The sequence below is a fragment of the Streptomyces sp. NPDC048718 genome (genome assembly GCF_043198875.1).
Classification (GTDB): Bacteria; Actinomycetota; Actinomycetes; order Streptomycetales; family Streptomycetaceae; genus Streptomyces.
This window is the reverse complement of the sequence record NZ_JBICVG010000001.1, coordinates 553,732-567,183: the sequence shown is the minus strand read 5'-3', so window position 1 is coordinate 567,183 and position 13,452 is coordinate 553,732. Positions and strand designations below refer to the sequence as shown.

Genomic DNA, 13,452 nt, shown 5'->3' with positions numbered 1-13,452 from the left:
CAGACCCGACCCGGAGGGACTTCCCATGAACACCGACCCCGCCCAGCCCTGGGGCATCGAGATCGACTACGCGGGGCGCGCGCTCGTCACCGAGGGCGGTCACACGCTGAACATCCGCCTGTACGACAACAACATCGGCGATGTGAGCGGCCCGGACCCGGTCACCGGCGAATACCCGACGGTGTACGTCTCCGCGCAGCTCGCCGAGGACGCACGCGAGGACGCGCCGTACGACGTCGCGCTGCGCGGCTCCGGCCTCGTCCTGGTGAACGGCCAGGGCGGGCGGCCGGTCGTGCCCGACCCGACCGCCGTGCCGCGGGCCGTCGCCGCGGCCCTCGCGGACTTCGAGCGCCGCCGCGCCGCGTACGCCGCGCTCTGCGCCGAGTGGGCCCCCGCCGCCCCGGCCGCACCCGCCACCTCGTAGCCGGGCCGCGCCCCGCACGTCCGCCCGCTCCCCGTACGTCCGCCCGCCCCGTAACCAGCCAGCTCCCCGCTCCCGTACGCCCATCCGCCCCGCGCCACCCACCCGGCCGGGGTTTTTCCATGCCCGGAGGACCAGATGGCAGCCCCTCTCACCGCGGACCGGTTCGTCGCCGCGCTCCGCGCCGAAGGCGTCACCGTCGTCGAACACGACGGCTGGCGCACCCACAACCGCTCCGGCCACGGGTCCTGGGGGCCGGTGGCCGGTGTGATGATCCACCACACGGTCTCGGCCGGCACCGACAACACGGTACGGATGTGCAGCGACGGCTACGCCGGTCTGCCCGGCCCGCTGTGCCACGGCGTCATCGCCAAGGACGGCAGCGTCCACCTGATCGGCAACGGCCGCGCCAACCACGCGGGCGGCGGCGACCCGTCCGTCCTCCAGGCCGTGATCACCGAGACGTACGGGGACCGGCCGCCGACGCCCCGCGCCCACGAGGGCAGCCCGGGGGCCGTCGACGGCAACGCCCGCTTCTACGGATTCGAGTGCGTCAACCTCGGCAACGGCACCGACCCCTGGCCGCCCGCCCAGCTCGACGCCATCGAACGGGTCGCGACCGCCCTGTGCCGGGCGCACGGCTGGGGCGCCAAGTCGGTGATCGGCCACTCTGAGTGGTCGGACTGGAAGAACGATCCGCGCGGCTTCGGCATGCCGGTGATGCGCGGGCGCGTGCAGAAGCGCCTCGGCGGCGCCCCGGCGGCCAAGCCCCCGGCCCCGACCGCTCCCAGCACCCCGAGCACCCCGTCCTCGCCGGCCACTCCGCCCTCGGCCCCGCGCCTCCAGCCGTTCCCCGGTACGTCCTTCTTCAAGGCGAACCCGTCGTCCCCGATCGTCACCGCGATGGGCCGCCGGCTCATGGCCGAGGGCTGCGGCCGCTACCAGGTCGGACCGGGCCCGCGCTGGTCGGAGGCCGACCGTCAGTCGTACGCGGCCTGGCAACGCAAGCTCGGCTTCACCGGCTCCGAGGCCGACGGCTGGCCGGGCCGCGCCTCCTGGAACGCGCTGAAGGTCCCGTACACCGCGTAACGCGGACACGTCCCGCAGAAGGAGAACCATGTCCGAAGCCGCGAAGCGCACGGCCCGCACCGTGCTGCAGACCGCCGTCGGCATCGCCGTCGTCCTGCCCGGCGCCGTCGACGCCGCCGGGCTGCCCGCGACCCTGCCGTGGGTCGCCGGGGCGCTCGCCGCCGCCGGCGCCCTCACCCGGGTGATGGCGCTGCCCGCCGTACAGAGTCTGCTGCCGGGCTGGCTGCGCATCGGACCGGGGGCCGCCGATGACCGAGACTGAACCGAACGACCCGGTCGCCGTCGCCGTGGAGCTGGAACGGCTCCGCGGCACCCTGGAGGCCGGCTTCGCCCGCGTCGACGGAAGCCTCGCCCTGCTGGTCCAGCGCAGCGACCAGACCGACAAACAGCTCGCCGACCACGAGGCCCGCCTGGACGCCCTGGAACGCGCCCGCTGGCCCCTCGCCTCGATCGCGGCCCTGACGGCCACGGCCGGCCTGGGCCTGGCCCTGTGGGAGATGGCGGCCCGCTGAGTCTCGGAGAAGTCTCGGAGAAAGCGAATTCCTCCCTCTTCTCTCCCCCTCTGAAAACGCCGCGAGGCGGCACCCCTTTCGGGGCGCCGCCTCGCGGTTCGCACTACTTACTGGTTGTACGGACCGTAGTCGTAGTCCTCCAGCGGAACGGCCTGGCCGGAGCCCGAGCCGAACGGCGAGTAGTCGATGTCGTCGTAGCCGACGGCCGAGTACATCGCGGCCTTGGCCTCCTCGGTCGGCTCGACCCGGATGTTGCGGTAGCGGGACAGACCCGTACCGGCCGGGATGAGCTTACCGATGATGACGTTCTCCTTGAGGCCGATCAGGGAGTCCGACTTGGCGTTGATCGCCGCGTCGGTCAGAACCCTGGTCGTCTCCTGGAAGGACGCCGCCGACAGCCACGACTCGGTGGCGAGCGAGGCCTTGGTGATACCCATCAGCTGCGGACGGCCGGAGGCCGGGTGGCCGCCTTCCTGGACCACACGACGGTTCTCGGTCTCGAACTTCGAGCGCTCGACAAGCTCGCCCGGCAGGAGTTCCGCGTCGCCGGACTCGATGATCGTCACGCGGCGCAGCATCTGCCGGATGATGATCTCGATGTGCTTGTCGTGGATCGACACGCCCTGCGAGTTGTAGACCTTCTGGACTTCGCCGACCAGGTGGACCTGGACGGCACGCTGGCCGAGGATACGCAGCACGTCGTGCGGGTTGGTGGCACCCACGGTGAGCTTCTGGCCCACCTCGACGTGGTCGCCCTCGCCCACGAGCAGACGCGCACGCTTCGAGATCGGGAACGCCGTCTCGTCGGTGCCGTCGTCCGGGGTGACGACGATCTTCTTGGTCTTCTCGGTCTCCTCGATGCGGACACGACCGGCCGCCTCGGAGATCGGGGCGACACCCTTCGGCTGCCGCGCCTCGAAAAGCTCGACGACACGGGGCAGACCCTGGGTGATGTCGTCACCGGCCACACCACCGGTGTGGAAGGTACGCATCGTCAGCTGGGTACCGGGCTCACCGATGGACTGGGCGGCGATGATGCCGACCGCCTCACCGATGTCGACCAGCTTGCCGGTGGCCAGGGAGCGGCCGTAGCACATGGCGCAGGTGCCGACGGCGGACTCACAGGTCAGGACCGAGCGGGTCTTGACCTCCTCGACGCCCGCGGAGACGAGCTGGTCGATGAGCACGTCACCGAGGTCGACGCCGGCCGGGGCCAGCACCTTGCCGTCGACGACGACGTCCTCGGCGAGGCAGCGCGCGTACACGCTGGTCTCGACGTCCTCCGCCTTGCGGAGCACACCGGTCTCGTCCTTGCCGGCGATCTTCAGCTTGAGGCCGCGCTCGGTGCCGCAGTCCTCCTCGCGGATGATCACGTCCTGCGAGACGTCCACCAGACGACGGGTCAGGTAACCCGAGTCGGCGGTACGCAGGGCGGTGTCGGCCAGACCCTTACGGGCACCGTGAGTCGAGATGAAGTACTCGAGGACGGTGAGGCCCTCACGGAACGAGGCCTTGATCGGACGCGGGATGGTCTCGTTCTTCGCGTTCGACACCAGACCACGCATACCGGCGATCTGCCGCATCTGCATCATGTTTCCTCGGGCACCCGAGTCAACCATCATGAAGATGGGGTTGGTCTTGGGGAAGTTCGCGTTCATCGCCTCGGCGACCTCGTTGGTCGCCTTGGTCCAGATCGCGATGAGCTCCTGCGTGCGCTCTTCCTTGGTGATCAGACCGCGCTCGTACTGCTTCTGGACCTTCTCGTCCTGAGCCTCGTAGCCCGCGACGATGGCCTTCTTCGCCTCGGGGACGACGACATCGGAGATGGCGACGGTGACACCGGAACGGGTGGCCCAGAAGAAGCCGGCCGCCTTCAGGTTGTCGAGCGTCGCCGCCACGATGACCTTGGGGTAGCGCTCGGCGAGGTCGTTGACGATCTCCGAGAGCTGCTTCTTGCCCACGGAGTAGTCGACGAACGGGTAGTCCTCGGGAAGCAGCTCGTTGAAGAGCGCACGGCCGAGCGTGGTCTTCAGACGGAAGCTGTCACCCTGCTGCCACTCCGGCTCGCCCTCCTCCGCGACCGGGGGGACCCAGCCACGCGGCGGAACGGTGCCGATCGGGAAGCGGATGTCGATCTGCGACTGGAGCGCCAGCTCGCCGGCGTCGAACGCCATGATCGCCTCGGCCGTGGAGCCGAACGCGCGGCCCTCGCCCTTGACGTCCCGCAGCTCGCCGTCGGTGGTGAGGAAGAACAGACCGAGGACCATGTCCTGGGTCGGCATCGTCACCGGGCGGCCGTCGGCCGGCTTGAGGATGTTGTTCGAGGACAGCATCAGGATGCGGGCCTCGGCCTGCGCCTCCGCGGAGAGCGGCAGGTGGACGGCCATCTGGTCACCGTCGAAGTCCGCGTTGAACGCGGTGCAGACGAGCGGGTGGATCTGGATGGCCTTGCCCTCGACCAGCTGGGGCTCGAAGGCCTGGATGCCGAGGCGGTGCAGCGTGGGCGCACGGTTCAGCAGAACCGGGTGCTCGGCGATGACCTCTTCGAGGACGTCGTACACGACCGTGCGGCCGCGCTCGACCATCCGCTTGGCGGACTTGATGTTCTGCGCGTGGTTCAGGTCGACCAGGCGCTTCATCACGAACGGCTTGAAGAGCTCCAGCGCCATGGCCTTCGGCAGACCACACTGGTGCAGCTTGAGCTGCGGGCCGACGACGATGACGGAACGCGCGGAGTAGTCCACACGCTTGCCGAGCAGGTTCTGACGGAATCGACCCTGCTTACCCTTCAGCATGTCGCTGAGGGACTTCAGCGGACGGTTGCCGGGGCCCGTGACCGGGCGACCACGACGGCCGTTGTCGAAGAGGGCGTCGACCGCCTCCTGGAGCATCCGCTTCTCGTTGTTCACGATGATCTCGGGGGCACCGAGGTCGAGCAGACGCTTCAGACGGTTGTTGCGGTTGATCACACGGCGGTACAGGTCGTTGAGGTCGGAGGTCGCGAAGCGGCCACCGTCCAGCTGCACCATCGGACGCAGGTCCGGCGGGATGACCGGCACGCAGTCGAGAACCATGCCCTTGGGGCTGTTCGCGGTCTGCAGGAACGCGGAGACGACCTTGAGGCGCTTGAGCGCACGGGTCTTCTTCTGGCCCTTGCCGGTACGGATGATCTCGCGGAGCTTCTCGGCCTCTTCCTCGAGGTCGAAGGACTCCAGGCGCTTCTGCAGCGCCGCGGCACCCATCGAACCGTCGAAGTACGTGCCGAAGCGGTCGCGCAGCTCGCGGTAGAGCAGCTCGTCGCCCTCCAGGTCCTGGACCTTGAGGTTCTTGAAGCGGGCCCAGACCTCGTCGAGACGGTCGATCTCGCGCTGCGCGCGGTCGCGCAGCTGCTTCATCTCGCGCTCGGCACCCTCGCGCACCTTGCGGCGCACGTCGGCCTTGGCACCCTCGGCCTCAAGTTCGGCCAGGTCGTTCTCGAGCTTCTTGGCGCGGGCCTCGAGGTCCGAGTCGCGACGGTTCTCGATCTGCTGACGCTCGACGGAGACGTGCGCCTCCAGCGAGGGCAGGTCGCGGGTGCGGCGCTCCTCGTCGACGAACGTGATCATGTACGCCGCGAAGTAGATGACCTTCTCGAGGTCCTTCGGGGCGAGGTCGAGCAGGTAGCCAAGGCGCGACGGGACGCCCTTGAAGTACCAGATGTGGGTGACGGGAGCGGCGAGCTCGATGTGGCCCATCCGCTCACGGCGCACCTTGGCGCGGGTGACCTCGACGCCACACCGCTCACAGATGATGCCCTTGAAGCGGACACGCTTGTACTTGCCGCAGTAGCACTCCCAGTCCCGGGTCGGACCGAAGATCTTCTCGCAGAAGAGTCCGTCCTTTTCGGGCTTCAGGGTGCGGTAGTTGATGGTCTCCGGCTTCTTGACCTCGCCGTGGCTCCACTGACGGATGTCGTCAGCGGTGGCCAGACCGATCCGGAGCTCGTCGAAGAAGTTGACGTCGAGCACTATGCGTCAATCCCTCTCAGGGTTGTAAGGCTGTGGGGTCTGATACGGGGGTCTTGGGGCCGACGGGGGGACCATCACTGGTCCCCCCGCCGGACTCCCGTCAGACCTCTTCGACGCTGCTCGGCTCGCGCCGGGACAGGTCGATGCCGAGCTCCTCCGCTGCGCGGAAGACGTCCTCGTCGGTGTCGCGCATCTCGATGGACATGCCGTCCGAGGACAGCACCTCCACGTTGAGGCACAGGGACTGCATCTCCTTGATGAGCACCTTGAAGGACTCGGGGATGCCGGGCTCAGGGATGTTCTCGCCCTTGACGATGGCCTCGTAGACCTTCACGCGGCCGGTGACGTCGTCGGACTTGATCGTCAGGAGCTCCTGGAGGGCGTACGCGGCGCCATAAGCCTCCAGCGCCCACACCTCCATCTCACCGAAGCGCTGACCACCGAACTGGGCCTTACCACCCAGCGGCTGCTGGGTGATCATCGAGTACGGACCGGTCGAACGAGCGTGCAGCTTGTCGTCGACCAGGTGGTGGAGCTTGAGGATGTACATGTAGCCGACCGAGATCGGCTCCGGGAACGGCTCGCCGGAGCGGCCGTCGAACAGCCGCGCCTTACCGGTCGGCAGGACCATGCGGTCGCCGTCGCGGTTCGGGCGGGTGTTCTCCAGCAGACCCGCGAGCTCGTCCTGGCGGGCGCCGTCGAAGACCGGGGTCGCGACGTTCGTCCGCGGGGCGACCTCGTCGGCGCCGATCGCCTGGAGGCGCTTGGCCCACTCCTCGCCGAGGCCGGAGACGTCCCAGCCCTGGCTGGCGAGCCAGCCGAGGTGGATCTCCAGGACCTGTCCCGGGTTCATTCGGGACGGGACACCCAGCGGGTTGAGGATGATGTCGACCGGGGTGCCGTCCTCAAGGAAGGGCATGTCCTCGATCGGGTTGATCTTGGAGATGACACCCTTGTTGCCGTGACGGCCGGCGAGCTTGTCACCATCGGTGATCTTGCGCTTCTGGGCGACGTAGACGCGGACCAGCTGGTTCACGCCCGGGGGAAGCTCGTCGCCCTCCTCGCGGTCGAAGACGCGGACGCCGATGACCTTGCCGGTCTCGCCGTGCGGGACCTTCAGCGAGGTGTCACGGACCTCACGGGCCTTCTCACCGAAGATCGCGCGGAGCAGGCGCTCCTCCGGGGTCAGCTCGGTCTCACCCTTCGGGGTGACCTTGCCGACCAGGATGTCGCCGGCGACGACATCGGCACCGATGCGGATGATGCCGCGCTCGTCGAGGTCGGCGAGGACCTCCTCGGAGACGTTCGGGATGTCCCGGGTGATCTCCTCCGGGCCGAGCTTGGTGTCACGGGCGTCGACCTCGTGCTCCTCGATGTGGATCGAGGAGAGGACGTCGTCCTGCACGAGGCGCTGCGACAGGATGATCGCGTCCTCGTAGTTGTGACCCTCCCACGGCATGAACGCCACGAGCAGGTTCTTGCCCAGCGCCATCTCGCCGTTCTCGGTGGCCGGACCGTCGGCGAGGACCTGGCCCTCGATGACCCGGTCGCCCTCGTTGACGACGACCTTCTGGTTGACCGAGGTGCCCTGGTTCGAGCGGGAGAACTTGTGCAGGCGGTACGTGTTGTACGTGCCGTCGTCGTTGGCGACCGTGATGTAGTCGGCGGAGAGCTCCTGGACCACACCGGCCTTGTCGGCCTTGAGCACGTCGCCGGCGTCGGTGGCGCAGCGGTACTCCATGCCGGTGCCGACGAGCGGGGCCTCCGACTTAATCAGCGGAACGGCCTGACGCATCATGTTCGCGCCCATGAGGGCACGGTTGGCGTCGTCGTGCTCGAGGAACGGGATCATGGCCGTCGCGACCGACACCATCTGGCGCGGGGAGACGTCCATGTAGTCGACGTCGGCCGGCGGCACGTAGTCGACCTCGCCGCCGCGGCGGCGGACCAGGACGCGGGGCTCCGTGAACTGGAGCTCCTCGTTCAGGGTCGCGTTCGCCTGGGCGATGACGAAGCGGTCCTCTTCGTCGGCGGTGATGTAGTCGACCTCGTCGGTGACCTGACCGTCGACGACCTTGCGGTACGGCGTCTCGATGAAGCCGAACGCGTTGACGCGGCCGTACGAGGCGAGCGAACCGATCAGACCGATGTTCGGGCCTTCGGGGGTCTCGATCGGGCACATGCGTCCGTAGTGGGACGGGTGCACGTCTCGGACCTCGAAGCCGGCCCGCTCACGGGACAGACCACCTGGACCCAGCGCCGAGAGACGACGCTTGTGCGTCAGACCCGACAGCGGGTTGTTCTGGTCCATGAACTGCGACAGCTGGCTGGTGCCGAAGAACTCCTTGATGGAGGCGACGACCGGCCGGATGTTGATCAGGGTCTGCGGCGTGATCGCCTCGACGTCCTGGGTGGTCATGCGCTCGCGCACGACGCGCTCCATACGAGCCAGACCCGTGCGGACCTGGTTCTGGATGAGCTCGCCGACATTGCGCAGACGACGGTTGCCGAAGTGGTCGATGTCGTCGGTCTCGACGACGATCTCCCGGCCGGACTCGCCGATCGTCTCGGTCTCGCCCGCGTGGAGCTTGACCAGGTACTTGATCGTGGCGATGACGTCGTCGGTGGTCAGAACACCGGCGTCGAGCGGCTCGTCGGCCCCGAGCTTCTTGTTGACCTTGTAGCGGCCGACCTTCGCGAGGTCGTAGCGCTTCGGGTTGAAGTACAGGTTCTCGAGCAGCGTCTGCGCGGCCTCGCGGGTCGGCGGCTCGCCCGGACGGAGCTTGCGGTAGATGTCGAGCAGCGCGTCGTCCTGGCCCTGGGTGTGGTCCTTCTCCAGGGTGGCGCGCATGGACTCGTACTCGCCGAACTCCTGCAGGATCTGCTCGGTGGTCCAGCCGAGGGCCTTCAGGAGGACGGTGACGGACTGCTTGCGCTTGCGGTCGATACGCACACCGACCATGTCGCGCTTGTCGATCTCCATCTCCAGCCAGGCACCCCGGGACGGGATGATCTTGGCGGAGAAGATGTCCTTGTCGGACGTCTTGTCGATGGAGGAGTCGAAGTAGACGCCCGGGGAGCGGACGAGCTGCGAGACCACGACACGCTCGGTGCCGTTGATGACGAAGGTGCCCTTGTTGGTCATGAGCGGGAAGTCGCCCATGAAGACCGTCTGGGACTTGATCTCGCCGGTCTCGTTGTTCGTGAACTCGGCGGTGACGAAGAGCGGGGCACCGTAGGTGAAGTCCCGGTCCTTGCACTCGTCGATCGAGTTCTTCGGCGGCTCGAAACGGTGATCGCGGAAGGTCAGCGACATCGACCCGGAGAAGTCCTCGATCGGGGAGATCTCCTCGAAGATCTCCTCCAGGCCGGACTTCGTGGGGACGTCCTGTCCCGACTCAAGGGCGGCCTCGACACGAGCCTTCCACGCGGCATTGCCGAGCAGCCAGTCGAAGCTCTCGGTCTGGAGCGCGAGGAGGTTCGGAACCTCGAGGGGCTCCTTGATCTTTGCAAAGGAGATGCGCAGCGGGGCGGTGCTGGCACCGTTGTTCATATTGGTCGAGGCGTTGCGCGAGGCGGCCAAGAGGGGGTCCTTCCGAGGGCTCGGACTCACTGCGCGCGTACCGGTCCCCCACGGAGCGACGTCGGCGGAAAACCCTGGAATGGTCAAAAGGCCAGGTCAGAGGTGTTCGGCCAACGATGCAATTGCGAGAGTATGCCCCTGGTGACGGGCAGGAGGCAGCTAACAGGCAGCGCAAAGGGTCAGTGTAGCCACTTGGCCCACTGATGTCCAGGGCGAGTTCTTCGCGACCCTCGTAGTTCTCAACTCCGCGCTACACCTCGCGCCATACGGCGCACCTCGATACTGCCCGTTCGGTCGTCGATCCATGCCTCGGAAACGGATCGTTGTGACGACGCGTCCTGAGAATTGCGCGCTCCGTGCTGTTCGTCAAGGCCCCCGCCTCTGAGCGGCGCACGGCGATGATCACCATACTCCGCTTCCGGAGACGCTCACGACCGCCACGCGCCTCCGGGAACGCCGAAAGGCGACCACCCGAATGGATGATCGCCTTTCGTACCGCCGGCGTTACACGTCAGCGGTGAAGAGTCGCTGTTCGCGACGAGGTGTTACTTGACCTCGACGGACGCGCCCGCGGCCTTGAGGGACTCGGCGGCCTTGTCAGCGGCCTCCTTGTTGACCTTCTCGAGGACCGGCTTCGGGGTGCCGTCGACGAGGTCCTTGGCCTCCTTCAGGCCGAGGGAGGTCAGCTCGCGCACGACCTTGATGACCTGGATCTTCTTGTCGCCGGCGCCGGTGAGGATGACGTCGAACTCGTCCTTCTCCTCGACGGCCTCAGCGGCACCGCCGGCGACGCCGCCGGCCATCATGACCGGCGCGGCAGCGGCGGCGGTGACGTCGAACTTCTCCTCGAACGCCGCGACGAACGCGGCCAGCTCGATGAGGGTCATCTCCTCGAACTGCGCGAGCAGCTCGTCCTGGGTGAGCTTCGCCATGGTGGGCGATCCTTCCACTAATTCGGCAGGTGCCGGATGTACATGTGAGGCGGGCATATGTACGGCCCGCTGCGACCCGCTCCGCCTAGGCGGCGGTACGGATCATTGCGCGAGCCGAATTACTCGGCACCGCCCTGCTCGGCCTGCTTGGCGCGCAGCGCGTCCACGGTGCGGACGAGCTTCGTCGGCAGCGCCTGGAAGAGCGAAGCAGCCTGGGACTGCTTGCCCTTGAAGGCACCGGCCAGCTTGCTGAGCAGAACCTCGCGGGACTCGAGGTCCGCAAGCTTCTTGACCTCATCGGCGTCGAGCGCCTTGCCGTCAAGGACGCCGCCCTTGATGGTGAGGTTGGGGTTCTCCTTGGCGAAGTCACGCAGCGCCTTCGCCGACTCCACCGGGTCACCGGTGATGAAGGCGACCGCGGTCGGACCAGTGAACTGGTCGTCCAGCGCGGTGATCCCGGCCTGGTTGGCCGCAATCTTGGTCAGCGTGTTCTTCACCACGGCGTACTGGGCGTTCTCACCGAGCGCACGACGCAGCGTCTTGAGCTGCGCGACGGAGAGACCCCGGTACTCGGTCAGCACTGCGGCGTTCGAGCTGCGGAACTGGTCCTCCAGCTCGGCCACCGAGGCAGCCTTGTCGGGCCTTGCCATAAGCGTTGGCCTCCTTCCGGGTGATGGGACCGCGCGGAAGGGACTGGACAAAACAAAACGCCCCGGGCGCAGGCGCACGGGGCTCAGCTCGACCGAACCGTGAACGGTTGGGGAACTCATCCTCATCCACCTGCGCGGGTCGCTCGCATCACTCAGCGAATCCTTCGGCCTCCGCACCCTTGACGGGCACAGCGACGACCAGCGGTCTTTGGCTTCCTCGGAAGAGTACGTGACGGGGACGGCCGGGGGCAAATCGGCCCCCGGCCGGCCCGCGGTCCGGGATCAGCCCCGGGAGGCGCCGGCGGCGGCAGCGGCGGCAGCAGCCGCCGCATCGGCGGCCGCGGCGGAGTCGGCAGCCGCGTCGGCGGAGTCGGCGGCGGAGTCGGCAGCCGCGTCGGCGGAGTCGGCGCTCTCCATCATCTTCTTCATCATCTCCTGGAAGTCCAGGGTCTTCCCGGCCGGCGGCGGCGTGACCTCGGCCTTCGTGCCGTAGTCGGAGTAGAAGGCGGTGACCTTCACGCTGCCCCGCGCCATCTTCATGCCGACGACCATCTTGGCCGGGTAGCCGTCCTTGTCGACCCACAGCTCGGTGTCGTAGGACTTCAGCCCGGCCGTCTTCATCGTCTCGACGATGGCCTCGCGGTCCTTCTCCGGGACGGCGCCGAGGTTCTTGTTGGCCTTCATCATGTCGTCGACGCTGACCGTGCCCTTGTAGTGCTCGGTGTCGGTGCCCTTGATCTTCTCCGGGCCGACGTGCTTGATTCCGCGCGCCTGAAGAAGGATCGCGAGCTGCTGCGCCGGGTCCTGGTTGGAGCCGCTCATGTTCGCGGTCATGGCCTTCAGGGACGGGTCACCGGACTCCTTGGCCAGGGCGTTGAAGTCCATCTTCATCCAGCTCTTGCCGTCGAACTCCTTGGCTATGTCGGCACCCATCTCGGTGTACATGACGTTGTCCCGCATGATCATGCGGATCTTGTCGGGCACGCCGTCCGCGCCCGCCCGGGCACCGGCGAGCATGCCGCCCTCCATCGTCACGTCCATGACGGTCGGGTCCCAGCCCTGCACGCCCGACATGGTCGTGGTGCCGTCCGTGGCGCCCGTGCCGGACATCTCCATCGTCATCGTGAACTTGGCCGCCTTGGCCTTCGACGTCTTCTCGAAGGCCGCCGTGATGGCCGCCGTGACGTCGTTCGCGCTCTTTCCGACGGCCTTGCCCGCGCTCTGCCCGGCGGACTTGGCGTCGCCGTCCTCGCAGCCCGCCAGACCCGTGACGACGGCCGCGGCCGTGAGCGCGACGCCTGCTCGCTTCCACCCGGAAACGGTCATGGAACCCCCCCTGTCTCGATCACGCACACGTGATCGTTTGCGTATCCCCGGGAGCACCGTAACCGGTGGCACTGACACACGCAGGGCATAAAAACGCCCCCTGGTCCTCCGAAGAGGTCCAGGGGGCGTTTCTCAGGACGCTGGAGCCGCGAGGGCTCCCGAGCCAGTGGCTCAGACCGCGGCCGGGTCCTCCTCGACGAGGAGGTTGCGGGTGCGGTTCGAGTCGAGCGGAATGCCGGGGCCCATCGTGGTGGTGATGGCGGCCTTCTTGATGTAGCGACCCTTGGCGGCCGACGGCTTCAGACGGAGGATCTCCTCCAGCGCGGCGGCGTAGTTCTCCACCAGCTTGGTGTCGTCGAAGGACACCTTGCCGATGATGAAGTGCAGGTTCGAGTGCTTGTCGACGCGGAACTCGATCTTGCCGCCCTTGATGTCGTTGACAGCCTTGGCGACATCGGGGGTGACGGTGCCGGTCTTCGGGTTCGGCATCAGACCACGCGGGCCGAGGACGCGGCCGAGGCGGCCGACCTTGCCCATGAGGTCCGGGGTGGCGACGACAGCGTCGAACTCGTTCAGGCGGTTGCCCTTGGCGATCTCGGCGATGAGCTCGTCCGAGCCGACGATGTCGGCGCCGGCGGCAATCGCGGCCTCGGCACGGTCACCGGTCGCGAAGACCAGGACCCGGGCGGTCTTACCGGTGCCGTGCGGAAGGTTCACGGTGCCGCGGACCATCTGGTCGGCCTTGCGCGGGTCGACACCCAGGCGGAAGGCAACCTCGACGGTGGCGTCGAACTTGGTGCTGGAGGTCTCCTTGGCCAGACGCACGGCCTCGAGCGGGGCGTAGAACTTCTCCCGGTCGATCTTCGCGTCGGCAGCGCGGAGAGACTTGCTGCGCTTCACTTCTGCTCCTGTGTTGTTTCAGGTGTGGAGTC

At 67.7% G+C, this 13,452-nt stretch carries 10 protein-coding genes; 4 read left to right on the top strand and 6 right to left on the bottom strand.

All coding sequences use genetic code 11. The annotated features are described in order from the left end of the window. Positions 1-25 precede the first annotated feature (25 nt). The 4 genes from ACGFRB_RS02705 to ACGFRB_RS02690 all read left to right on the top strand — a co-directional run bounded on the left by ACGFRB_RS02705 (position 26) and on the right by ACGFRB_RS02690 (position 2,022). A complete protein-coding gene (locus tag ACGFRB_RS02705; protein ID WP_363009761.1) occupies positions 26-424 on the top strand; it encodes an ATP-binding protein in 399 nt (132 codons plus the stop codon). A gap of 135 nt (positions 425-559) precedes the next feature. Continuing rightward, positions 560-1,510, top strand: coding sequence for a peptidoglycan-binding protein (locus ACGFRB_RS02700; RefSeq protein ID WP_393238034.1), 951 nt, complete (start codon positions 560-562; stop codon positions 1,508-1,510). A gap of 28 nt (positions 1,511-1,538) precedes the next feature. Beyond that, positions 1,539-1,772 carry a hypothetical protein gene (locus ACGFRB_RS02695; RefSeq protein WP_393238031.1) on the top strand — a complete coding sequence of 78 codons (234 nt, stop codon included), beginning with the start codon at positions 1,539-1,541 and terminating at the stop codon, positions 1,770-1,772. After that, positions 1,759-2,022 (top strand): hypothetical protein, encoded by a 264-nt coding sequence (locus tag ACGFRB_RS02690; RefSeq protein ID WP_361237243.1) that lies wholly within the window; start codon positions 1,759-1,761, stop codon positions 2,020-2,022. The genes ACGFRB_RS02695 and ACGFRB_RS02690 overlap by 14 nt, the downstream gene beginning before the upstream one ends. Before the next feature lie 107 nt (positions 2,023-2,129). Here ACGFRB_RS02690 and ACGFRB_RS02685 read toward each other — a convergent pair whose 3' ends face one another. From ACGFRB_RS02685 to rplA, 6 genes are all read right to left on the bottom strand, one after another. Then, the gene (locus ACGFRB_RS02685) at positions 2,130-6,029 is read right to left on the bottom strand and encodes a DNA-directed RNA polymerase subunit beta' (RefSeq protein WP_393238028.1); all 3,900 of its coding nucleotides are present in this window, start codon (positions 6,027-6,029) and stop codon (positions 2,130-2,132) included. A 100-nt stretch (positions 6,030-6,129) separates the two neighbouring features. After that, a complete protein-coding gene (gene rpoB / locus ACGFRB_RS02680; RefSeq protein WP_363009769.1) occupies positions 6,130-9,612 on the bottom strand; it encodes a DNA-directed RNA polymerase subunit beta in 3,483 nt (1,160 codons plus the stop codon). 545 nt (positions 9,613-10,157) lie between these two features. After that, entirely contained in the window at positions 10,158-10,544 is a 387-nt protein-coding gene (rplL, locus tag ACGFRB_RS02675; RefSeq protein ID WP_363009771.1) for a 50S ribosomal protein L7/L12, read from the bottom strand. Between the two features lie 119 nt (positions 10,545-10,663). After that, the gene (gene rplJ / locus ACGFRB_RS02670) at positions 10,664-11,194 is read right to left on the bottom strand and encodes a 50S ribosomal protein L10 (protein ID WP_361237231.1); all 531 of its coding nucleotides are present in this window, start codon (positions 11,192-11,194) and stop codon (positions 10,664-10,666) included. 282 nt (positions 11,195-11,476) lie between these two features. Continuing rightward, positions 11,477-12,520: a hypothetical protein gene (locus ACGFRB_RS02665; RefSeq protein WP_393238024.1), complete on the bottom strand. Its 1,044-nt coding sequence runs from the start codon at positions 12,518-12,520 to the stop codon at positions 11,477-11,479. Positions 12,521-12,691: 171 nt separating this feature from the next. Further along, positions 12,692-13,420, bottom strand: coding sequence for a 50S ribosomal protein L1 (rplA, locus tag ACGFRB_RS02660; RefSeq protein WP_361237225.1), 729 nt, complete (start codon positions 13,418-13,420; stop codon positions 12,692-12,694). Between the last annotated feature and the right edge of the window lie 32 nt (positions 13,421-13,452).

What these genes read in the sequence shown, in the direction of transcription:
- ACGFRB_RS02695 (WP_393238031.1), top strand. Translation starts at nt 1,539, where the DNA reads ATGTCCGAAGCCGCGAAGCGCACGGCCCGCACCGTGCTGCAGACCGCC.
- ACGFRB_RS02700 (WP_393238034.1), top strand. Translation starts at nt 560, where the DNA reads ATGGCAGCCCCTCTCACCGCGGACCGGTTCGTCGCCGCGCTCCGCGCC.
- rplJ (WP_361237231.1), bottom strand. Translation starts at nt 11,194, where the DNA reads ATGGCAAGGCCCGACAAGGCTGCCTCGGTGGCCGAGCTGGAGGACCAG.
- ACGFRB_RS02705 (WP_363009761.1), top strand. Translation starts at nt 26, where the DNA reads ATGAACACCGACCCCGCCCAGCCCTGGGGCATCGAGATCGACTACGCG.
- ACGFRB_RS02690 (WP_361237243.1), top strand. Translation starts at nt 1,759, where the DNA reads ATGACCGAGACTGAACCGAACGACCCGGTCGCCGTCGCCGTGGAGCTG.
- rplL (WP_363009771.1), bottom strand. Translation starts at nt 10,544, where the DNA reads ATGGCGAAGCTCACCCAGGACGAGCTGCTCGCGCAGTTCGAGGAGATG.
- ACGFRB_RS02665 (WP_393238024.1), bottom strand. Translation starts at nt 12,520, where the DNA reads ATGACCGTTTCCGGGTGGAAGCGAGCAGGCGTCGCGCTCACGGCCGCG.